Raw genomic sequence first — 21447 nt, forward strand, 5'->3', positions numbered from 1 at the left:
TGGCGCGGTTGACGGGGCTCGAACCCGCGACCCCCGGCGTGACAGGCCGGTACTCTAACCATCTGAGCTACAACCGCTCACTGCCGCCTGACCGTATTGGCCGTGGCGTGAGAGGGCTTTTAGGGTTAGGTCCGGGTGCCGTCAAGCAGATTTCCCAACCTTTTTGCAGCTAATTTCACTTGGGGAAAAATTGCGCTGAAAACCGCCCCTAGGGCACCGTGTCATCGCGGCCACGATGCGAGCATCCCGCCACATTTTTGACAAAATCACCTTGCGCATCAAGCGGATGACAGGCTCTTGTCTATCCTATCTGCTTTTTCCGCCATTTTCTGCCAAGGATGGCCCCCTATGACTGTTTTTTCCCGCCGGACCTTTGTGTCCGCTGGTACCGCTGCGTGCGTGTTGTCGCAGCCAACCCTTGCCGAAGCCGCAGCCCCTGCGATTTCGCTTCCTAAAGACGTGGCCCGCCGAGATGCGGCCACGGTGATGGCGGTGAAAACCAGCACGCCGGTTGTGGCCATGACCTTTGACGACGGGCCCCATCCCAGCCTGACCCCAAAGCTATTGGATATGCTCAAGTCGCGAAATCTGCGCGCTACGTTCTATCTTATTGGGAATCGTGTCGTGACCTGGCCCGATATCGTCAAACGCATCGCCGATGAGGGCCATGAGATCGGCAATCACAGCTGGTCGCACCCGAATCTTGCGAAACGGTCGAATAGTTCGGTTTTGTCGGAAATCGACCGCACCACTGATGCGATTTACAAGGTGACCGGGCGGCCACCCGTCACGTTCCGCCCCCCCTATGGGTCCTTCACCAAGCGTCAGCGCCTCATGCTCTATAATGAACGCAACCTGCCGACGATTCTATGGTCGGTGGATCCGGAAGATTGGCGTCGTCCCGGTGCCAGCGTCGTGGCCAAGCGAATCCTGCGCCATTCCCGCCCCGGAGCGATCATCCTAAGCCATGACATCCAAAAAGGCACCGTGCGGGCCATGCCCAATACCTTTGATGGGTTAACGGCGCGTGGCCTTAAGTTTGGCACGGTTAGTCAGATGATGGGCTGGCCGCTTTGGCAGCAACGCAACTTTCGCCGGGTGGTGAGCAAGGGGTAAGCCCCCTGCCCGCCTTGGCGACGCGTGTTTAGAAAAAGTTCTGTTCGTACTTCCAATTGTCGGCGTCCGGCGTCACCGAATCGAGATCGTAATCATTGTCGATGAGGTGCTGAGCCGTTGCGCTGCCCATTTTGGCGGCCTTGTCGATAATTTGCCGCCCGGCGTCTTGATCCATGGCGACGCCGCGCCCGCGCATCAGATCAAGCCCATAGTTAAACGCCGCAACCTCTGAGCCAAGTTCCATGGCGCGGCGGTCCAACTCGGCGGCGGCTTTGGGGTTTTCCGGCGCGCCAAGGCCGTTGTCTTCCATCCAGCTTAGCCACGTCATGCCCTGAACGTCGCCATTTTGGCTCAGCTCCTCAAAAATCTCGCGGGCGACAGCATGGTTGCCTTCTTTCGCGGCCCCGTAACCGATGATTCCCATCATGGGATGGCGTTCGCCATAGCGCATCCGATCAAGCGCGCCGCGCATCGACAATTCTTCGGGGTTCAAAACCCCATCATCGTCACCGGGATCATAGTTTTCGGTGGTAAAGGTCTGGGCGCTGACCGGAGCGGCCAAGCACAGCATGAAAATGAATCGCAACATGGGGTGTCCTCCTATCTTTGCGCCAGACAAGCAAAAACGGCCCTGACAGGTGTCAGAGCCGTGCAAGAGAGATGCAAAAGTTTTGCAAAATCGATGTTCTGGTGGGTTAGCCCGCGATTCTATAGCCTTGACCATGAACCGTTTCGATCAACTCGGCCTCGCCCAGTTTGCGACGCAGCCCGAGTAGATGTTGATCAAGCGCGCGAGAGTTGGGCATGTAATCCCGCCCCCACCCGGCGTCATAAAGCGCGTCCTTGCTTACCACCTCACCGGGATGATCGGCCAGCTTGCGCAAGATCGCGATATCACGGGCGGTGAGCTGTTCTTCGGTGCCGTTAACGACGCAACTGCTTCGGCGTGGGTTGATTGTAACGGGCCCAATGGCAAAGCTTTCGGGATCAGTCGGGATTTCGGGACGGCGGCGCAGCAGCCAGAAAAACCCAATCACCACAACCAACAACACGGCGATGATCACATAGAACCAGACCATGACCTTTTCAAAATAGGCAAAATACGGGTCGTCGGCCGAGGCCGGCGTGCCCATCGCTTCGGCATCGAGCACAAGGCACAGGGCCGGTTCCGAGCGGCAATGATACAGGCGGTCCGGCGATAGCGTGCTAGCTACGGTTTTGCCCGCCCCGGCAGTTTGGCTGATGGCGCGCAGCTCCGCCTCGTTATTGAGCACAATAGAATCGCTATGATGGGGCACGCCATTTGGTGGGAAAATCACCTGACCGGCATCATCCCAGCGGATCACCCCAAGCAATTCAGGGGTTTCGGCAATGTGTAGCCGCGTTTCCTGCACGGTTTTGGGCAGTTTTTGCACCATTTCATCAACCGGAGCCGCCAGTGCTGCTCCCGACCACAACGCCAGAAGCGCCCCAAGTGAAAGTATCTGTTTCATAAAACCTTGGCTTCTACCTTGGGCTATTGTCATTTTCGCGCTAGGCTAAGAGGTCGCAGCAAGAAAGACCATGCGGCAAAGGTCGGCCCTTTACCCCGGCCCCTGCTTTTCCTATATGTTTTTCTCAAGAATAACTCGGAAGGACCGGCAATGACTGATGCCAGCCCCCAAATGGAAGGCGCGCCGCTGATTGCGCCGTCTAGCACAGAGCACCCGCTGCACGACACAATTGTCGAGGCCTGCCGCACTGTGTTTGACCCGGAAATCCCGGTGAATATCTTTGATCTTGGTTTGGTTTATACCGTTGAGATCAATGATGAAAACGAAGTGCGCGTTATCATGACCCTGACCGCGCCGGGCTGCCCCGTGGCGGGCGAAATGCCGGGCTGGGTACAAGAGGCGATTGAGCCGGTGCCTGGTGTGAAACACGTCGATGTCGAGCTGACATGGGAACCGCCCTGGGGCATGGAAATGATGTCAGACGAAGCACGGCTTGAGCTGGGATTCATGTAAGAAGGCCTTTTCACTTCCTTTTTAGAAAAGAAAGTGATATGACTTCCTCATGACCCTCACCGTTCTTACTGGCGATATCGTCGATTCCACAAAACTAGACAGCGCTGCGCTGGACCGGGCTATGGAGGCTTTGTCTGACGCGGCGCTTGTCATTTCCGCTTGGGACAGCGCTCCTTGCCTCTTTGGCCGCAATAGCGGCGATGGTTGGCAATTGGCGCTGGGCACTCCATCGCGCGGATTGCGAGCTGCGCTATATATACGGGCCTGCTTGCGACGCCTCGACAAGACCATGACGACCCGTATCGCAATCGCGACCGCAGAGGGCCAGCTCCCCGATAACCTAGACATCAATAGCGCACATGGGCCGGTTTTTGTGTCTTCGGGCCGGTTGTTGGATCGCATTTCGGGTCATACCCATATGGCGCATGCCGCGGGTGGAGCGTTGAATGCCACCGTGGTGCTAGCCGATCACATTGCACAGGGGTGGACGCAGGCACAAGCGCGCTCCTTGTGTGAACTATTGCCCCCCGATGCCGGACCGCGCGAAGACGCGGCAAAGCGGTTAGGCGTGTCGCGCCCCGCCGTCAACCAAGCGCTTTGGGGCGCAGGTTTTCCGGCGCTTGATCAAGCCATCAAAGATTGGGAACACCCAAGATGAAACCGAAAACACTTCCTTTGCGGCAAAGAAGGTGAATATGCTACCTCTTCCGATTGATCCGGCTGTTGCCCAAAGCTTTGCGGCGCTGTTGTTGGCCCATGTTCTGGCTGATTTTACATTTCAGACCAATTGGATGGTGCAGCACAAGCAAAAACCCATGGTGTTGCTGCTGCATATTGCGGTGGTCTTTGTCTTGTCGACTGTTTTTCTTGGCGGGATATGGCAGGTGGCATTGGTCGTGGCGCTGGCGCATTTGGTGATTGATGCGATCAAAACATGGGCGCTTCCGGCCCAGATACGCAGCAGCCTAACGGCGTTTATGATCGACCAAGGGGCCCATATGATCACGCTGATCTGTGCGGCGGTCTGGTGGCCCGGCGCGATTTCCCAAGGGATATGGGCCGATTACGCGCCGATCGCCCTGCCCCCGGTGATCCTTTTGGCGGGGTTTATCACATCGGTCACTGCAGGTGGCTATGTTGTCGGAATGTTAACCGCGCGCTATCAAGCTGTGGCCGACATCCCCGAGGTCGGGTTGCCCGACGCCGGGCGCTTGATAGGCTGGCTGGAACGCAGCATGATTTTCTTGCTGGTGCTAATTGGTCAGCCCGGCGGCGTCGGTTTTTTGATCGCGGCCAAGTCGGTTTTACGGCTCGACACCGCCAAACAAGGCCGCCAAGCCAGTGAATATGTCATTATCGGCACCATGGCGTCCTTTGCTTGGGCGCTGGGCGCAACATATAGCACGCTTGCCCTTCTTGAGATTGCATCGCGCGTGCCCTAAATAGGAAGTCTGAGGAAAAGAGGTATCCTATGTTCAGCATTCCGGGAAAACAGGCCGTGTCCATGACCCCAGCGGCGGTCAAACAGATTTCGCGCTTGATGGAACGTGACGGGCGTCACGGGCTGCGCATTGGCGTCAAGAAGGGCGGCTGTGCGGGCATGGAATACACCATGGACTATGTTGATACCGCCGACCCCAATGACGAAATGGTCGAACAGGATGGTGCACGGGTGATGATCGCCCCGATGGCGCAGATGTTCCTTTTCGGAACCGAGATTGATTATGAAACTTCACTTTTGGAAAGCGGCTTTAAGTTCCGCAATCCCAACGTGACTGACGCCTGCGGATGCGGTGAATCGATCAAATTCAAGGATGTGTCCGAACTAGAGGCCGAACGGCAAGGCGACGCCTAAATTCAAAACCTTACGAGCCACTCTTAAGGTGAACGTAGGTCTCGTTAAACCGTTTTTGCAAATGGTCCCCGGCGCGAATGACCTGATCCGACCCCAAGGGCGCGACATTGGTGTCGTGGTTGGGGTTGAAAAACAGCGGCACCGATATGCGCTCCTGAGCTGAGCCTTTGACCCGGTGGAGCGTCGCCTTGACCCGGCCCTTGGTCCACATCTCGAGCATCTCACCGAAATTGATGATGAACGCGCCCGGTTCCGCTTGAACCGGGAACCAGGTGCCATCGTTTAATTGGACCTCAAGCCCCGGCACGCCATCGGTGCCAAGCAGGGTCAAGCAGCCATAGTCCGTATGCGCGGCAATGCCAAAATCCTTGTCCCCGGCCCAAACCGGCCGTGGCGGATAGTAATTGCCTCGCAAAAGGGCCATGGGTCGGTCAAACTTATCGTCAAAATAGTGCGACTCCTGACCAATGGCGGCGGAAATCCCGCGTAAAATATCCATCGCGACCGCAAGAGCCGACTGGTAATAGGCCTCGATCACCGGTCTAAAATCGGCCGGATCAGAGGGCCACAGGTTGGGCGCATAGACCGATAGATCGCTACCCGGAATTTCAAAGCCACAGTCAAAAACCTGTTTGTAATCGGGGTTTGCATTCGGATCGACCTGCTCGGCCTTGGGCGCGCCCCATCCCCGGTTTGAACCCGTTTCCGCCATGTCGATTTTGCGTTTTTCCGCTTCTGGCAGGGCAAAAAATGTACGATAGGTGTCAATCACCGCACGAAACTGTTCCGATCCAATGGCCGTGTTATACAAAACAAGAAACCCGGTCTCCTCTGCACCGCGACGCAACGCGTCAAGAGTGTCGGCATCACGGGCTGCGATCTTTTGGGCATCCAATCTCGGGATCATACGCTTTCCTCCTGCCCGTGTTTCATGGCATGACATATCCAAACGCGCAACTGGGCTTGACCAGCATCACCGCCCGGCGATGATAGCGCCAACAAAGCAGGAGATTCCATGAGACGTAAACTCGCCGCTGGCAACTGGAAGATGAACGGCACCACCGCTGCATTAGCCGAAATCAAGGCCATGACAGAGGAGGTCACAGGTGACATCGATGTGTTGATCTGCCCCCCTAGCCCGTTGATTACAGGGGCCAAATCCGTTTCCGGCGACATTGCCATTGGCGGGCAAGATTGCCACGCAAAACCCTCGGGTGCACATACGGGTGATATTTCCGCCGCGATGCTCGCCGATGTCGGAGCCAGCCATGTGATCCTTGGCCACTCCGAACGCCGCGCCGATCACGACGAACAAGACGACGATGTGCGCGCCAAAACCATCGCCGCGTGGGAGGCCGATCTAATCGCGGTTGTTTGCGTTGGTGAAACCCTCGCGGAACGAGAAGCGCAAAACACGCTAGATATCATCGGCGGCCAATTGGCGGGCTCGATCCCGGATGGGGCCACGGGTTTGAACCTTGTTGTGGCTTATGAACCGGTCTGGGCCATTGGCACCGGCAAAGTCCCCACCACCGACCAAATCGGTGAAGTGCATGATTTCATCCGTGCCAAACTTGAGCGCCGCTTTGGGGCCGGTGTTGGCCGCTCGGTTCGCCTGCTCTATGGCGGTTCGGTCAAAGCCTCCAACGCCGATGAAATTTTTGCGGTATCCAATGTCGATGGGGCTTTGGTGGGCGGCGCGTCCCTTACGGCCGCGGATTTCAACCCAATCATCAAGGCCTTAAACGCCAGCCTGTGATGCAAACAAAAGTGAGGGGTTAGCCCCTCACACTCCCCGGAGTTTATCCGGCAAGACAAAGACAATACCCCGTTTCATTTCGGCAGGTAACCTCCCTCCTCCACAAAACAAAACGACGCCCCAATTTGGAACGTCGCCTTGCCAGTTTCGTAAAAAGAGCGCGCGGTAGCGCTCCTTTTTGAGTGCGATTAGTTGGTGATGATCTCTGGGCCCATGAACTTGGTCGGCAGATATGTCGACAGCCATGGAATGTAGGTCACCATGATCAGGAAGACGAAGAGCACAGCCAAGAATGGCAGCGCCGCGCGCACAACCCGCATCATTGGCATGCCCGCCACCCCTGAGGTCACAAACAGGTTGAGACCGACCGGAGGTGTGATCATGCCGATTTCCATGTTGACCACCATGATGATGCCGAGATGGATTGGGTCGATGCCCAACTCAATCGCGATTGGGAACACCAGAGGTGCCACGATCACGATCAGACCCGACGGTTCCATGAACTGGCCACCGATCAACAGGATGATGTTGACGATCACCAGGAACATCACCGCGCCAAATCCAACATTGATCATCGCACCGGCGATCTGTTGTGGGATTTGCTCATCAGTGAGAACATGCTTCAGGATCAAAGCGTTGGCGATAATGAACATCAAGGTGATGGTCAGTTTGCCCGCTTCAAACAGCGTGTCTTTGGTGTCCTTGTGGAAGAACGCCGTCACAATCGCGATGGGTTTGGACAACAGGGATTTGTTTGGCGCGCCGTCTTTGCCCGCCAAAGGCCCCATATCGCGGTAGATGAAGTTGGCGATGAAGAAGGCATAGATCGCCGCCACCGCCGCCGCTTCTGTGGGGGTAAAGATACCGCCATAGATGCCGCCCAGAATGATCACGATTAGGAACAGGCCCCAAATCGCATCAAAACCGGATTCGAACACCTCGCCCCAACCGCGCCATTCGCCTTTGGGCAGGCTTTTGACCCGCGCAATGACATAGATGGTGATCATCAGCATGGTGCCCGCCAAGAGGCCCGGAATGACGCCCGCAAGGAACATCCGTCCGACCGAGACTTCGACCGCAGAGGCATACACAACCATCACGATCGAAGGTGGGATCAAGATACCCAAGGTCCCCGCGTTGGCGATAACGCCGGCGGCGAAGTCTTTGGTATATCCGACCTGACGCATCCCGGCGATGACGATAGAGCCGATGGCGACAACCGTTGCCGGGCTAGAGCCGGACAGCGCCGCAAAAAGCATACAGGCAAAGACACCCGCAATCGCCAGTCCACCGTGAAAATGCCCAACAATGGCAATGGAAAAGCGGATGATCCGCCGCGCCACACCGCCCGTCGACATAAAGGACGAGGCCAGAATAAAGAACGGGATCGCCAGAAGCGTGTAGTGGCCCGCCATCGCTTGGAAAAAGCTTTGCGCAACAGCGCTCAGCGAGGTGTCAGACAACACCAAGAGGAAAAGGATGGAGGAAAAGCCCAATGACACCGCGATTGGCACACCAATCAGCATCAGGCCAATGACCATCATGAAAAGAATTGCGACATCCATGGGATCAATCCTCGCGATTCAGATGGGCGACATCGTCGACCGCATCTTCGGCTTCGTGACTGACAATCAGGCTCTCCTGATGGCCGGTCCAGATTTTCCAACCCGCTTGGCAGAAACGATAGAGCAGCAGGGCCGCGCCAAAGGGCAAGATGAAATACGGGATAAAACGCGGGATCTTTTCGTAAGATTCGCCTTGGTTAAAGATCGGCTCGATAAAGCGCAGCCATTCAGGGATGCGGATATCGTCGACCTCATACCAAGCCTGATCGCGGCTATCGGCGAACCCGGTGGGGAACCAACGCCCCGAGGTGGCGTCAAACCCGGCAAAAGGTGCCCAATAATCCCATGCGCCTTTAAGCAAGAGCGCCGCGTAGGCGATGCAAATGGCGGCGGCAACCAAGCTTAGGGTGCGGCGCGCCGTTGGCGAGACCATGTTGAGGATGACGTCGACCCCAAGGTTGGCGGTCTTTTTCACCGCGTAGCTGATGCCAAATAGAACGAGCCAAGCGAACAAGAAGCTGGTTGCCTCAAGCGCCCAGATCATCGAGCGCGGAGCCTCGATGCCGATCACACCTTCGAAAGCGCGCCACCAGCCGGAATTGAATACATAACGGATAATCACGTTCACAAAGGTGATGATTGTCATCAGTCCCAGAATGATCGCGATAAAACTTTCCTCAAGCTCGTCGATAAAACCGCCGAGCAATGAGGGATTGTGGGAATGATCAGACATCCCGCCCTCCACTGTCCAAAGAGGATATGAAAAACCCGGCCCAAACCGATGTGGGCCGGGTTATGAGATAAGGCGCGGGGCCTTAGTACATCGCGTTAACTTTTTGCGCTTCGTCGATGTTTTCCTGACCTACGTCGTCTTTGAACTGCTCCCAAACGGGCTTCATGGTTTCAACCCAATCGGCACGCTGTTCTTCAGTCAACTGACGCACAACACCACCGGCATCGATAACCGCCTGTTTGGCCGCCTGGTTCACAGAATAGGCTTCGCCGTTACGCACTTCGGTGACTTCGGAGATGATTGTCGCCAGCTGTGTTTGAACATCCTCTGGCAGGCTGTCCCAGAAGTCGGTCGACGTCACGAGCATATAGTCGATGATGCCGTGGTTGGTTTCGGTGGTCCCGTCCTGAACTTCAAAGAACTTCTTGCCGTAGATGTTGGACCAGGTGTTTTCCTGACCATCCACAACGCCGGTTTGCAGCGCGCCGTAAACTTCGGAGAAGGCCATTGGCTGGGGCGAGCCACCAAGTGCGGCCATTTGTGCCTTAAGAACTTCGGAGTTCTGAACGCGGAACTTCAGGCCCGCAGCATCGGTTGGAGCTTCCAGCGGCTTGTTGGCCGACATCTGCTTCATGCCATTGTGCCAGAACGCCAGACCCAAGAGACCACGACGGGTCATGGATTCTTTCATCGCCTGACCGGTGTCAGAGTTCTGGAACGCGTTCACAGCATCCATGTTTTTGAACATGAAAGGCAGGTCAAACAACCGGAAGGTTTTGGTGAACTGCTCAAACTTGGACAGCGACGGCGCGGCCAGTTGAACGTCACCGTTCAGCATCGCCTCAAGCACTTGGTTGTCATTGTACAGGGTCGAGTTAGGGAAAACCTCAAGGCAGGCTTTGCCGTTCATCTCGTCATTGACGCGCTGCTCCAGCAGGCTCGCTGCGATGCCTTTTGGGTGTTTGTCGGTGTTGGTCACGTGGCTGAATTTGATGACGATTTCGCCATCATCACAGGCCGCCATGGCACCGGTTGCGCTTGTCATCAGAGCGGTGGCCGCAACAGCGGACATCAGGAACTTCTTCATGGGTATCCTCCCCAAAAGTTGAATTATGACTGCGCCACCCCTCCTCGGGTGGCTGACGGGTTAACAAAGCCCTCTGGGACGAATCGGATCAAGCCACGAAGGCATCTCGCCCAAATAGATCAGTTTTATGTCGTAAATTCTGAAGGTTGCCCTCGAATTGAGCAGTTTAGAAAACAGCACCAGAGTAGGGTTGTGCGAAAACCCGCACATGCGTTAGCGCCGGTTGTGCGGAAATCCGCACAAGATAACCGAATCGTGATTCGAATATTTCTAGTCGCGAAAATCTTCGGGCTTGAGCCCATGTTTCGCCAGCTTGTCGTAGAAGGTCTTGCGCGGCAGTTTCAATGCTTCGGCGGCCGCGCGGGCCTGCCCACTTGCTTTGCCCAACGCCTCCGCCAAAAACGACCGTTCAACCTGAGCCAAACGCTCAGCCAGCCCAAGGTCATTGCTCTGCGCCGGACCGGCCTGCCCCAACCCCAACACCAGCCGCATGGCCTCTGACATCAGCGCCCGGGCATTTCCGGGCCAGTCCCGTGCCATCAAATCGGCCAGCAAATCATTGGGAATCTCTGGCACCGGTTGCCCGGCTTGTTCGGCGGCTTGAGCAACATAGTGACGGAAAATAACCGGGATATCTTCGGGGCGCTCGCTTAATGCCGGTATGCGCAGGGTCATCACATCAAGGCGGTAAAACAGATCCGGTGAAAAACGCCCCTGCTGCACAAGGTCCGATAGGTTTAACGTCGTGCCGCCAACAAGCTTGGCCCCGCCGCGCTCCATCAAATCCATCATCGCGATCTGCGCATCCATCGACAACGCCCCGATTTCATCGAGGAAAAGCGTCCCGCCACTACATTGCTCCCAAAGGTCATGAAGCTCTGCGCGGGTCAGATCAGCGGCTGCTCGCTTTTCAAACGGGCCTTTGGCGCGGATCGAGCCAAGGTGAATCACCTCGGCGATTTTTGACACACCGGAGCCCGGCGCGCCGGTGATTAAAACATCCGCCCCGGCTTGCGCAGCCGCGCGGGCGCGGAGCCGCAAGGCATCCGCCTGTGGTGAAATACCGAAAATCAAACGAGCCGCTGGATCGCTGGCCTCAAACTGCGCCTTTAGGCGTCGATTTTCCAAAACCATATTTCGGGTGTGGATAGCGCGCTGAACAACGGCGATCAAATCTTTGGAAGAACAGGGTTTTTCCAAAAACCCATAGGCCCCCATCGACATGGCCCGCACCGCCATAGGGATGTCCCCCTCACCGGTCAACAAGATCACCGGCAGGTCTGGGTCCTGACCATTAGCGTGATCCAAAAGATGGAAACCGTCCCGACCTGGCATCCGAATATCTGAGACAATGACACCCTCAAAATCTGAGTTAATGTGATCTTTAGCCTCGAGAAAGGACCCCGCCGTAAAGGCAGAAATATCCGCCAGTTCAAGAGTTTGCGATAAAGCATCACGTACTTCGATGTCGTCATCAACCAACAAAACTCTCATCATCTATCGCCTGTTTTGATTGCGGATTGCGGGATGGCGGGCGGGGCGACAGGCTTTGCCTGAGCGGCGTCACCATCCTCGCACCAATAATCTAGCTCAACCGTAAAAACTGCGCCCTCGGCGCTGTTGGTGCCTCGGATTGCTCCGCCAAAGCTTTGCACCAACCCATAAGAGATCGACAACCCCAACCCCATGCCTTCTCCAACTTCCTTCGTCGAATAAAACGGTTCGAAAATCCGGTCCGTATCATCAATACCCGGCCCAAAATCTGTCACTGTAACAGAGAGTTGCGGACCATTATTAATGCAAATTCTTATCTGTTTTCGATCCAAGCCCGCCATAGCATCAGCGGCATTATTGATCAAATTCACAAAGACCTGACTAAGCCGCACCTCGCCGCCACGGGCAAAAACCGGCCCACCGGTGACGCTCGGAGTCCAAGCAAGCTCAACCCCATCATTTCTCAACCGCGTCTCGGTCAACTCTACTGCGGATTGGATCACTGAGACCAAATCCACCTTGCCCATCGGTTCGTTTTCGTTGCGGGCAAAGGCGCGCAGATTGGTGATAATTCGCCCGGCTCGCGCTGCCAATTGGCTAATCCGGGCAAGGTTCTCTTGGGCTTTATCTGGTCGATCTCGGTCTAAAAAAGCTTCACCGTTTTCGGCATATTGGCGGATGGCCATAAGAGGTTGGTTTAACTCATGGCTGATACCGGCGGACATTTGACCAAGGGCCGAAAGCTTGCCAGCCTGCACCAAGTCTGCTTGCGCTTTGCGCAAAGCCGCCTCGGCTTCTTCGCGCTCCACAACTTCGTGGCGCAGCGCGGTATTGGCTTGCTCCAAATCCGCCGTTCGCTCTTTGACACGCCCCTCTAGGGCCTGATTTGCCTTAGCCAAAGCCCGACGCCGAGCGCCTGCATATAGCAAAAACGCCCCCAGCCCCAAAAACAAGGTCGCAACAACCGCCGCTTGCAAACCGGCAAGGCGCTGAGCTGGACGTACGTCCAAAAGTGCCTCTCCGGTCATACCAATAACTGGCAAGGGTTGGCGCAAATACATCGCTTTGGTCGGCACATAGGGACTTAGGGCTTGGTGCCACATGTCAAAGCCATGAACGCGCATTCGTTCGACATCGTAAACTTGCCCCGTTGGATTAACAAAACCCCGCATCCCCCTTTGCCAAAACAGCAATTCAGAGCGACTTGTTACAAATATCTGCCCTTTGTCATTGCTGAAAAACACCGTTGGTCTTGAGGCGCGCCAATCCTGTTCCAGAGTATCAATGTCAACGGCAACCACCAAAACGCCGCGCACGCCACCTCCGGGCGCGAAACTGGGCGCGGCAAAGTAATAGGCCCGGCGATCGAACCGATCATTCACCCCGTGACTGGCCCCCAAGGCCCCCACCTGCGCGCGTTGAAAAAACCGGCTCTTTCCATAACTCGTCGGGCCGCCGTCGTGCGAGGACGCCAAAACCGTGCCTTCGTTATCAAGGTAGAAGGCCGTCAGCGCGCCGGTTTTATCAACTGTTTCCAAAAGCAATTGATTGGCCGCCTCGGGCCGGTCGCCCCTGTGCAACCCGGCCAGTGCCGGATGATCCGATTGCAGCACAGCCGTCGAGCGATAGCGCAATAAACCGGCCACCAGGCGATCCGAAGCCAAGGCCAAATCGGCCTCTCCCCGTGCCGAGAGCTGACCTAGCGCCTGACTATAGCCATAGCTCCATGCCCCCCAACTTAGCCCCGCGACGCAGGCCAAATACAGCACAACGGCCCAGCCGCGGTTGAAGGTCACTTTTGCCATGAGGTTCTTTAGCACCCTTCACGCGCCCCTACAAAGGCAAGGCCGTGGTCGCCTTGATCTCTTCCATCGATAGCAAGGCGGTGACGTTGTGGACCTTCACCTCGGAAATAAGGGCTTGGTAGAATTCGTCATAGGCGCGGGCGTTTTTGACCCGCACTTTGAGGATATAATCAATATCACCGGCAAGGCGATGCGCCTCTTGCACTTCGGGGCGCGCCTGTAGCGCGGCGAGAAACTTTTGCTGCCAATCGGATTCGTGTTCCGAGGTGCGGATCAGAACAAAGAATGTCGCCTCAAATCCAAGCGCCTCGGCGTCCAAGACAACCGTCTGCGCACCGATGACGCCGGCCTCGCGCATTTTTCGGATGCGATTCCAAACCGGGGTCTTCGAAGAGCCAACTTCGCGGGCAATTTCATCCAAAGATTGTGAGGCATCTCGCTGCAGTGCAACAAGGATTTTCCGGTCTGTATCGTCGATCTTCATGCATCGTTCCTGTTTTTGGCGATTTCAGGAACCGCGCTCCAGTTCGAAGGTCACTTTAGAACATCATTCCTTATTTGCCCAGCGATCTGGCAACACCTAGGGAAAATTTCCTATATTGGAAGCAAGAAACAGCCAAACAACACATCCCGAGGCCAATATGCCCCTGAAACAGATCATAGCCAACCTGCGCCCCAAGCGCCCTGCCCGTCTCCCGGGTCTGGTGCGTTTTGTTGGCGCTGGTCCGGGTGATCCGGACTTGCTAACGCTCAAGGCGTTGCGCGCCTTGCAGGAGGCCGATGTTGTCATCCATGACGGTTTGGTCTCAGGTGACATTGTACGTCTGGCCACATCGGCGCTCAAGTTTATTCCGGTCGGCAAGAAGGGCTTTGGCAGCCACACCCCCCAAGAGACCATCAACGCCCATATCGTTGAAAACGCTCAAAAGGGATATAACGTTGTGCGCCTCAAAGGCGGCGACCCAACCGTTTTCGCCCGCCTTGACGAAGAGATCGAGGCGCTAGAAACCCATGATATCGCCTATGACATCGTGCCCGGCATCACGGCGGCCTCGGCGTCCTTGGCCACTATTGGTCAATCGCTAACCAAACGCGGGCGCAATGCCTCGGCGCGAATTTTGACCGGTCACGACATGAAGGGCTTTGCCGATCATGATTGGCGCGCTTTGGCCGGATCGGGCGAAGTGGCGGCCATCTATATGGGCAAACGCGCCGCGCGGTTCATTCAGGGCCGTTTGTTGATGCATGGGGCCGCCCCCGAAACACCCGTGACCGTGGTCGAGAACGCTAGCCGCGCCGATCAGACCGTTCTGGCCACCACGCTATTGAATTTGCCTGACGCCGTTGAGCAGGCCAACCCAACCGGACCGGCCTTGATGCTTTGGGGCCTTGCCCCGCGCGATGCCGCCACCCACCCCGTTTTAAAGCAGGAGCTTGCCTGATGGCCAAAGCCTTCACTCCCAAAGTTATCACCGCAAATGCCCTTGCCGAAGGGGATGTTGTGTATCTGGACGCCAATGATGTTTGGGTGCGCGATTTGGCCCAGGCCGATCTCATCACCGATGAGGCCGTCGCCGATGCCCGTCTGGTTGAGGCCAGCACCCAGCATGACATCGTTGTTGGTGTTTATCTGGCCGATATGAAAGCCGGTGAAAACGGCCCCGAGCCAGTTCATTTTCGCGAAGAGTTCCGCCGTCGCGGGCCTTCGAATTACTTCCACGGCAAACAAGCCGCTGTTTAAGCACAGACCGCAGGAGACCAGCCATGTATAGCTATTCCGATTTCGACGCGGCCTTTGTTGCCGAACGTAACCGCCAATTCCGTGCTCAGGTGGATCGCCGCCTGTCGGGGGCGTTGACCGAAGATGAGTTCAAGCCGCTGCGTTTGATGAACGGTGTCTACCTGCAGCTGCACGCCTATATGCTGCGCGTTGCCATTCCTTATGGCACGCTCAACAGCCGCCAGATGCACAAGCTGGCCGATATTGCCGATCGTTGGGATCAAGGTTACGGCCACTTTACCACGCGTCAGAACATTCAGTATAACTGGCCAAAACTGGGTGATATTCCCGAAATGCTCGACGCGTTGGCCGAGGTTGAGATGCATGCCATCCAGACATCGGGCAACACCATCCGCAACGTGACCGCGGATCATTTCGCCGGGGCCGCCGCCGATGAAATCGCCGATCCGCGCCCCTATGCGGAATTGCTGCGTCAGTGGTCGACCGATCACCCGGAATTCCAGTTCATGCCGCGTAAGTTCAAGATTGCCGTGACCGGTTCGCCAAATGATCGCGCCGTGACCAAAGCGCATGATCTGGCCTATCGCATGGTGCGCAATGAGGCCGGTGAACCCGGTTTCGAAGTCATCGTGGGTGGCGGTCTGGGCCGCACGCCGATGGTTGGCAAAGTACTGCGCGCCTTCCTGCCGCAGGAAGATCTGTTGGCGTACTCCGAAGCGGTTGTGTCGGTTTGGAACATCCTTGGCCGTCGCGACAACAAATACAAAGCCCGCATCAAAATCACCGTGCATGAACATGGCATCGAAGAGATTCAGCGCCTGACCGAAGCGCGCTTTGAAGAGATCAAGCCGCTTTACAAAGGGGCCGATCAAGCACAGTTGAAGGCGATTGAAGCACATTTCACCGCGCCTGAGTTCGCTGAGCGTTCGGTTTCGGGCTTTGAGCGTGCCTATAACACCGATCCGGTGTTCCGCAGCTGGGCCGATACCAACCTGTCCGAGCATAAAGCCCCCGGCTATGCCATCGCGCAGATTTCGATCAAGAAACACGGTGAAACACCGGGTGATGCGACAAGCGAACAGATGCGCATTATGGCCGATATCGCATCGGAATTTGGCCATGACGAGCTACGCATAAGCCATGAGCAAAACGTGGTTCTGCCGCATGTTCACAAGGACGACCTGCCGGAAATCCACGCGCGTCTGAAATCGCATGACCTTGCCACTGCCAATATCGGCAAAATCAGCGATATCATCGCCTGCCCCGGTATGGATTATTGCGCCTTGGCGACGGCCCGTTCGATCCCGGTGGCCCAACAAATCGCCACGCGGTTTGACGAGCTGAAGTTGGAAAACGACATTGGTGATCTCAAGATCAAAATCTCGGGCTGCATCAATGCCTGTGGTCATCACCACGTGGCGCATATCGGCATTCTCGGTCTCGATCGTGGTGGCGTTGAAACCTACCAGATCACCTTGGGTGGCGATCATACCGAAACCGCCGCAATTGGCACACGTACCGGCCCCGGCTTTGGCTATGATGAGATTGTTCCTGCGATTGAACGTCTGATCGCGGCCTATATGGATCAGCGTCTAAACGAGGATGAGACATTCCTTGAAACCTATCGCCGCATTGGCATGCCGCCCTTCAAAGAGGCGCTGTATGGCGAAGAGGCAAACAAACGGTCCAAGGCAGCCTGATCCGATGACAAACACATCTGCCGGATTTCCCGGCCGCAACACCGGGGCGGTGCCCGATTGGGACGCCCTTAAGGAACGCGTAGAGGCCCTGAACGCCCGCTACCGCCATCACTCCGCAACAGCGGTGCTTGAAGGTGCCCTACGCGACCCCGAAGCCGGACGCATCGCCATGGTGTCGTCCTTTGGGGCAGAAAGCGTCGCGCTTTTGCATTTGGTGGCGATGGTGGATCGCAAGACGCCGATCTTGTTCATCGACACGCGTTTGTTGTTTGCCGAGACGCTGGTTTACCAACAGGAGCTTGCCGAACGGCTGCATCTTGAAAACCTGCAGATCATCCGGGCCAGTCAGGCCGTGCTGGACAAGCATGACCCGTATGGAGCCTTGAAACTTTCTGACCGGGATCGCTGTTGTGATCTTCGCAAGACCCAGCCATTGGAACAGGCGCTAAATGGGTTTGACGGTTGGATCACCGGTCGCAAGCGCTACCAAAGCGCGTCGCGCGCCAACCTCGAGTTCTTTGAGCTTGAAGAGGCGACAGGCCGGATCAAGGTCAATCCATTGGCCCATTGGGGCCCCGATGATGTGCGGGTTTATATGGAAGAAAACCGCCTGCCCAAACACCCGCTGGTGGCCCAAGGCTATCCCAGCATTGGCTGCCTGCCTTGCACAAGCAAGGTCAAGCCCGGCGAAGACCCCCGAGCGGGTCGCTGGCGCGGCGAAGAGAAAGAAGAGTGCGGCATTCATTTTGTGGATGGTCGTGCAATACGCCCCGGCGCACCCGCCGAAGGTGAGACACAAGGAGAAACGGCATGAGCGTGATCGTGACCGACAGCGGCTTTGCCGCAGATGACTGGACCGGCGCATTTGACGGTGAAACCGCAATTGATTTGACGTCTGACGTCGATGCCAGCACCGTGGCCTTTGACGACGCCGAGATCATCCGCGTTGATTTCCCAAGCTTTGCCGACGGGCGGGGTTTTACCATTGCCCGCCTGTTGCGCTTGCGTGGCTACACCGGCCGGTTGCGCGCCAAGGGCCATGTGATCAACGAACAATACGCCATGGCGCGGCGTTCAGGCTTTGATGAGGTCGAGATCGATGACGATCTGGCCGCCCGTCAGCCAGAAGACCACTGGACCGCCCGCGCCAATTGGCAAGAGCATGATTATCAGGCGCGGATGCGCGGTTAATCCTCCAATCGTTTGGGTAATTAAGCCGTTGCCAGTCATTTCGAACTGGCAGCGGCTTTTACCTGACATATATCAAAGCTAAATCTGAGTTACCGGTTTTATAAACCGGCAAAGGAATCATGACAGAGATGACCGCAGTGACCGAAGCCCCCGTCAAAGAAGCCAAAAAGCCGGCGATGCCGGATGCGCAAACCGTAACCGAAGTCAAACATTACACGGATCGTTTGTTTTCGTTCCGCTGCACCCGCCCCGCCTCTATGCGGTTCCGCTCGGGCGAATTTGTGATGATTGGCCTGATGGCGATGAACGAAAAGACCGGCAAGGAAAAGCCTTTGCTGCGCGCCTATTCGATTGCGTCGCCAAGCTGGGACGAAGAGCTGGAATTCTATTCGATCAAGGTTCAGGACGGCCCGCTAACCTCACGCTTGCAACACATCAAGGTGGGCGATGAGATCATCTTGCGCCCCAAACCGGTTGGGACATTGGTGCATGACGCGCTCTTGCCCGGCAAACGCATCTGGTTCTTTGCCACCGGCACCGGTTTTGCGCCCTTTGCCTCGCTTCTGCGTGAACCGCAGACCTATGAAGATTACGATGAAGTCATCATCACCCACACCTGCCGCGAAGTGGGCGAGCTAACCTATGGTCATGATCTGATCGAAGATTTGAAAACCGACGAATTGCTCAACGAAGTGATCGGCGAAGGTTTCTGGAAGAAGATTAAATACTATCCGACCACCACCCGCGAAGAGAGCCCCAAGATGGGCCGTATCACTGATTTGATGCGCTCAGGCGAAGCTTTCAAGGATTTAGGTGTTGCGCCTCTAAACGCCGAAACCGATCGCGCGATGATCTGTGGCAATCTGGCCTTCAACCTCGAACTCAAAGAGATGTTCGAAGAATATGGCCTTGAAGAAGGGGCAAATTCGGACCCCAAACATTACGTCGTTGAAAAGGCGTTTTTGGACTAAAACCGGTTTTTTGGGCCGATTTTGGCCCGCTTAACCCGATATGCACTTCTTTCTGGCCTCTTTGCTCCAACGTAACTTGGAGGCCAGAATGGACACCACCCCCCGCAAAACGCAAGCAACCCCAAAAACGTCGCCGAACCCTGTGTCGAGCGCGTTTTCTGCGATCAAAGCAAAGCGGTTGCAGCTTGATCATCTTTTGACGCGCTACGATGTTCGCAAAATTTCCCCAACTGAAATCGACAGTTTTGTTGAGGATATGGCAAAAGCCGGCCAGCCGGTTAACGCAGAGATGCTCATGCTTGCCAGTTTTGGCAAAAGCTTTTTGGATCATCTGGCTCAGGTCACCGGTCAACCCTACAACGCCTCTGTTCAGGTCGATATGATTGACGTCGCCAAAGGTCAGCGCGATGTGGCCGCACGGGCAAAGTCACATACTGAGGATTGGGACCAATTCCTGAGATTCCTGCATGTTCTGGAAGATCGGTCTGATAATTTTATGACCGCGACCCCGTCTTAATCGCGGTCCTGACCAATAAAAAAGGCCGCGAGGAATTCCCGCGGCCTTTGTTTTTAAGCTGGTGTTCGCTTACAGTCCAAGCGCGCCCTTGAGCTGGTCCAGAATGCCCGCGAGCCCGTCTGGGTTGCTCTTGGCTTGTTCCAGCAGAGCTTTGGCACCGGTTTTGGCAACCATGTTCAGCTCTGACCCATCGATATATTCGGCGACTTTGTCGTAGTCGAACCCTTCTACGGTCAATAGATCAGTAATCCCCGGCGTAGCTGCTGCATCCGCAGCTTCGGCGGCTGGTTCTGCAACGGCTTCAACAGCTTCGGCAGCTGTGTCTGCGGCTGCATCGGCTGCTTCGGCGGCGGGCTCCGCAACGGCGTCAACTGCTTCGGCGGCTGTGTCTGCAGCAGCATCGGCGGCTTCGGCGGCGGGCTCTGCCACGACGTCAACTGCTTCGGCGGCTGTGTCTGCAGCAGCATCGGCGGCTTCGGCGGCGGGCTCTGCAACGGCGTCAACTGCTTCGGCGGCTGTGTCTGCAGCAGCATCGGCGGCTTCGGCGGCGGGCTCTGCAACGGCGTCTACAGCTTCGGCGGCTGTGTCTGCAGCAGCATCGGCAGCTTCAGCAGCGGTATCTGCAACGGCGTCAACTGCTTCGGCGGCTGTGTCAGCGGCAGAATCGGCAACGTCTGTCACCGCATCTGTGGCCACATTGGCAGCGTCAGCGGCGGCATCTACTACCGCGTCTCCAACAGCACCAGTGCCTTCAACGGCATCAGCAACAGCTTCAACAGCGGCATCAGCGGCACCATCCGCAGCGTCTTTGACCGCATCCGCTGCCCCTTCCGCGACAGCAGCGGCATCGTCAGCGACACCTTCAACTGCTTCAACAGCGTCGTCCGCTGCATCCGCGACATCGGCAACGGCCTCGTCAACCTTGTCCGCAACCGCATCAACCGCATCGGTTACGCTCTCTGTTGCTTCCGCCGCACCTTCGGCAACGGCCTCGGCCCCTTCGGCTGCAGTATCAGCCACATCCTTTACAGCGTCACCAGCGGCGGCGGTTGCCTCTTTGGCCATATCCTTGGCAGACTGCCCAGAATACAAAAAGTACCCACCCGCTGCGACGACGGCTGCAACAATAATCAGGATCAACTTCTTCATGTCGAACTCCTTGCTAATACATCAAAACTAGCGCGAGCGACTCCCCCACGCGCTTCCGAGACCGGGTTTGACGTTGCTTTGAAAGCACCGCAAGGGGGAAAGACGCATATTCTGCAGCAAGCAAGGCGATTTGCCGCTTGAAAGAGCGCGTCGTCAAGTTTACCTTGCCGCCTTGATTGAGACCATAATTGGAGCAAACCCATAGCCCGCCGACCGCATAACGCGCCACCACAGCGCGACACTGGCCCCCGCGTGAATGACCGTATTCGTGCCAATGAAATCCGCCTCATCGGCGCAGAAGGTGAAAACGTTGGCGTTGTCACCCCGCACCGCGCCATGGAAATGGCCGAACAGGCAGGTTTGGACCTCGTTGAGATTTCCCCCAACGCCAATCCGCCGGTCTGCAAGATCATGGATTACGGTAAGTTCAAATACGAACAGCAAAAGCGTGAATCCGAAGCCCGCAAAAAGCAAAAGACCATTGAAGTCAAAGAGGTAAAGTTCCGTCCTGGCACGGATACCCACGACTATGATGTGAAGATGCGCAATGTTTTCAAGTTCCTTGAAGGCGGTGACAAGGTCAAAGTGACCCTGCGTTTCCGCGGTCGTGAAATGGCGCACCAACAGCTTGGTCGCGAATTGCTTGAGCGTGTTGCTGAGGACGTCAAAGACCTGGGCAAGATCGAAAACATGCCCAAGATGGAAGGCCGTCAGATGGTCATGATGATTGGGCCGCTGCCCAAGTAATCTGCCCTTTT

Annotated in this window: 23 protein-coding genes, 1 tRNA gene and 1 pseudogene; 14 read left to right on the forward strand and 11 right to left on the reverse strand. The window is 56.4% G+C overall.

Annotated features, from left to right (window positions below):
- A tRNA-Asp gene (locus Q1A43_RS03355) sits at positions 1 to 77 on the reverse strand.
- 271 nt (positions 78 to 348) lie between these two features.
- Here Q1A43_RS03355 and Q1A43_RS03360 point away from each other — a divergent pair.
- Positions 349 to 1116, forward strand: coding sequence for a polysaccharide deacetylase family protein (locus tag Q1A43_RS03360; RefSeq protein WP_299932567.1), 768 nt, complete (start codon positions 349 to 351; stop codon positions 1114 to 1116).
- A 28-nt stretch (positions 1117 to 1144) separates the two neighbouring features.
- Here the strand turns inward: Q1A43_RS03360 and Q1A43_RS03365 are convergent, their stop codons facing one another.
- Together Q1A43_RS03365 and Q1A43_RS03370 are read right to left on the reverse strand one after the other, a co-directional pair.
- Complete coding sequence (locus Q1A43_RS03365) at positions 1145 to 1705, reverse strand: tetratricopeptide repeat protein (protein ID WP_299927252.1); 561 nt, start codon at positions 1703 to 1705, stop codon at positions 1145 to 1147.
- Positions 1706 to 1811: 106 nt separating this feature from the next.
- Positions 1812 to 2609, reverse strand: coding sequence for a winged helix-turn-helix domain-containing protein (locus Q1A43_RS03370; RefSeq protein WP_299932569.1), 798 nt, complete (start codon positions 2607 to 2609; stop codon positions 1812 to 1814).
- A gap of 150 nt (positions 2610 to 2759) precedes the next feature.
- Here Q1A43_RS03370 and Q1A43_RS03375 point away from each other — a divergent pair, with 150 nt between their 5' ends.
- From Q1A43_RS03375 to Q1A43_RS03390, 4 genes are read left to right on the forward strand one after another with little or no spacing between them, the layout of a single operon-like run.
- The gene (locus tag Q1A43_RS03375; protein ID WP_299932571.1) at positions 2760 to 3122 is read left to right on the forward strand and encodes an SUF system Fe-S cluster assembly protein; all 363 of its coding nucleotides are present in this window, start codon (positions 2760 to 2762) and stop codon (positions 3120 to 3122) included.
- Positions 3123 to 3171: 49 nt separating this feature from the next.
- Positions 3172 to 3780, forward strand: a complete 609-nt coding sequence (locus tag Q1A43_RS03380; RefSeq protein ID WP_299932573.1) for a MarR family transcriptional regulator — start codon at positions 3172 to 3174, stop codon at positions 3778 to 3780.
- Positions 3781 to 3817: 37 nt separating this feature from the next.
- Positions 3818 to 4564 (forward strand): DUF3307 domain-containing protein, encoded by a 747-nt coding sequence (locus Q1A43_RS03385; RefSeq protein WP_299927263.1) that lies wholly within the window; start codon positions 3818 to 3820, stop codon positions 4562 to 4564.
- Between the two features lie 29 nt (positions 4565 to 4593).
- Positions 4594 to 4977 (forward strand): iron-sulfur cluster assembly accessory protein, encoded by a 384-nt coding sequence (locus Q1A43_RS03390; protein WP_299927266.1) that lies wholly within the window; start codon positions 4594 to 4596, stop codon positions 4975 to 4977.
- A 10-nt stretch (positions 4978 to 4987) separates the two neighbouring features.
- Here Q1A43_RS03390 and Q1A43_RS03395 read toward each other — a convergent pair whose 3' ends face one another.
- Positions 4988 to 5884 carry a 2OG-Fe(II) oxygenase family protein gene (locus Q1A43_RS03395; RefSeq protein WP_299932575.1) on the reverse strand — a complete coding sequence of 299 codons (897 nt, stop codon included), beginning with the start codon at positions 5882 to 5884 and terminating at the stop codon, positions 4988 to 4990.
- Positions 5885 to 5992: 108 nt separating this feature from the next.
- Here Q1A43_RS03395 and tpiA point away from each other — a divergent pair, with 108 nt between their 5' ends.
- Positions 5993 to 6736: a triose-phosphate isomerase gene (gene tpiA / locus Q1A43_RS03400; RefSeq protein WP_299932577.1), complete on the forward strand. Its 744-nt coding sequence runs from the start codon at positions 5993 to 5995 to the stop codon at positions 6734 to 6736.
- Between the two features lie 188 nt (positions 6737 to 6924).
- Here tpiA and Q1A43_RS03405 read toward each other — a convergent pair whose 3' ends face one another.
- The 6 genes from Q1A43_RS03405 to Q1A43_RS03430 form a co-directional block, all read right to left on the reverse strand.
- Positions 6925 to 8301, reverse strand: coding sequence for a TRAP transporter large permease (locus tag Q1A43_RS03405; RefSeq protein ID WP_299927273.1), 1377 nt, complete (start codon positions 8299 to 8301; stop codon positions 6925 to 6927).
- A gap of 4 nt (positions 8302 to 8305) precedes the next feature.
- Positions 8306 to 9034 (reverse strand): TRAP transporter small permease, encoded by a 729-nt coding sequence (locus Q1A43_RS03410; protein ID WP_299927275.1) that lies wholly within the window; start codon positions 9032 to 9034, stop codon positions 8306 to 8308.
- Between the two features lie 82 nt (positions 9035 to 9116).
- Entirely contained in the window at positions 9117 to 10121 is a 1005-nt protein-coding gene (locus tag Q1A43_RS03415) for a DctP family TRAP transporter solute-binding subunit (RefSeq protein ID WP_299927276.1), read from the reverse strand.
- Between the two features lie 270 nt (positions 10122 to 10391).
- On the reverse strand, positions 10392 to 11618 hold the full coding sequence (locus tag Q1A43_RS03420; RefSeq protein ID WP_299932579.1) for a sigma-54 dependent transcriptional regulator: 1227 nt from the start codon (positions 11616 to 11618) through the stop codon (positions 10392 to 10394).
- Complete coding sequence (locus tag Q1A43_RS03425; protein ID WP_299932581.1) at positions 11615 to 13420, reverse strand: ATP-binding protein; 1806 nt, start codon at positions 13418 to 13420, stop codon at positions 11615 to 11617. The genes Q1A43_RS03420 and Q1A43_RS03425 overlap by 4 nt, the downstream gene beginning before the upstream one ends.
- A gap of 28 nt (positions 13421 to 13448) precedes the next feature.
- Positions 13449 to 13904: an Lrp/AsnC family transcriptional regulator gene (locus Q1A43_RS03430; protein ID WP_299927281.1), complete on the reverse strand. Its 456-nt coding sequence runs from the start codon at positions 13902 to 13904 to the stop codon at positions 13449 to 13451.
- A gap of 214 nt (positions 13905 to 14118) precedes the next feature.
- Between Q1A43_RS03430 and cobA the strand changes: the two are divergent.
- From cobA to Q1A43_RS03465, 7 genes and pseudogenes are all read left to right on the forward strand, one after another.
- Positions 14119 to 14862: pseudogene (gene cobA / locus Q1A43_RS03435) on the forward strand (uroporphyrinogen-III C-methyltransferase); the annotation flags it as partial.
- Positions 14862 to 15161 (forward strand): DUF2849 domain-containing protein, encoded by a 300-nt coding sequence (locus tag Q1A43_RS03440; protein WP_299927283.1) that lies wholly within the window; start codon positions 14862 to 14864, stop codon positions 15159 to 15161. The pseudogene cobA and the gene Q1A43_RS03440, both read left to right, overlap by 1 nt.
- A gap of 23 nt (positions 15162 to 15184) precedes the next feature.
- On the forward strand, positions 15185 to 16861 hold the full coding sequence (locus Q1A43_RS03445) for a nitrite/sulfite reductase (RefSeq protein ID WP_299927284.1): 1677 nt from the start codon (positions 15185 to 15187) through the stop codon (positions 16859 to 16861).
- A 4-nt stretch (positions 16862 to 16865) separates the two neighbouring features.
- Complete coding sequence (locus tag Q1A43_RS03450) at positions 16866 to 17675, forward strand: phosphoadenylyl-sulfate reductase (protein WP_299932584.1); 810 nt, start codon at positions 16866 to 16868, stop codon at positions 17673 to 17675.
- Positions 17672 to 18052, forward strand: coding sequence for a DUF934 domain-containing protein (locus Q1A43_RS03455; protein ID WP_299927288.1), 381 nt, complete (start codon positions 17672 to 17674; stop codon positions 18050 to 18052). Before Q1A43_RS03450 ends, Q1A43_RS03455 begins: the two co-directional genes overlap by 4 nt.
- A gap of 119 nt (positions 18053 to 18171) precedes the next feature.
- Complete coding sequence (locus tag Q1A43_RS03460) at positions 18172 to 19023, forward strand: ferredoxin--NADP reductase (RefSeq protein WP_299932587.1); 852 nt, start codon at positions 18172 to 18174, stop codon at positions 19021 to 19023.
- 88 nt (positions 19024 to 19111) lie between these two features.
- Positions 19112 to 19540 carry a hypothetical protein gene (locus tag Q1A43_RS03465; RefSeq protein ID WP_299932590.1) on the forward strand — a complete coding sequence of 143 codons (429 nt, stop codon included), beginning with the start codon at positions 19112 to 19114 and terminating at the stop codon, positions 19538 to 19540.
- A 69-nt stretch (positions 19541 to 19609) separates the two neighbouring features.
- Here the strand turns inward: Q1A43_RS03465 and Q1A43_RS03470 are convergent, their stop codons facing one another.
- Positions 19610 to 20689 carry a hypothetical protein gene (locus Q1A43_RS03470; protein ID WP_299932592.1) on the reverse strand — a complete coding sequence of 360 codons (1080 nt, stop codon included), beginning with the start codon at positions 20687 to 20689 and terminating at the stop codon, positions 19610 to 19612.
- 201 nt (positions 20690 to 20890) lie between these two features.
- On the opposite strand from Q1A43_RS03470, the gene infC reads away from it, so the two are divergent.
- Positions 20891 to 21436, forward strand: coding sequence for a translation initiation factor IF-3 (gene infC, locus Q1A43_RS03475; RefSeq protein WP_366140060.1), 546 nt, complete (start codon positions 20891 to 20893; stop codon positions 21434 to 21436).
- Positions 21437 to 21447 lie beyond the last annotated feature (11 nt).

It is taken from the genome of uncultured Pelagimonas sp. (assembly GCF_947498515.1).
In the GTDB taxonomy this organism is placed as follows: Bacteria; Pseudomonadota; Alphaproteobacteria; order Rhodobacterales; family Rhodobacteraceae; genus Pelagimonas.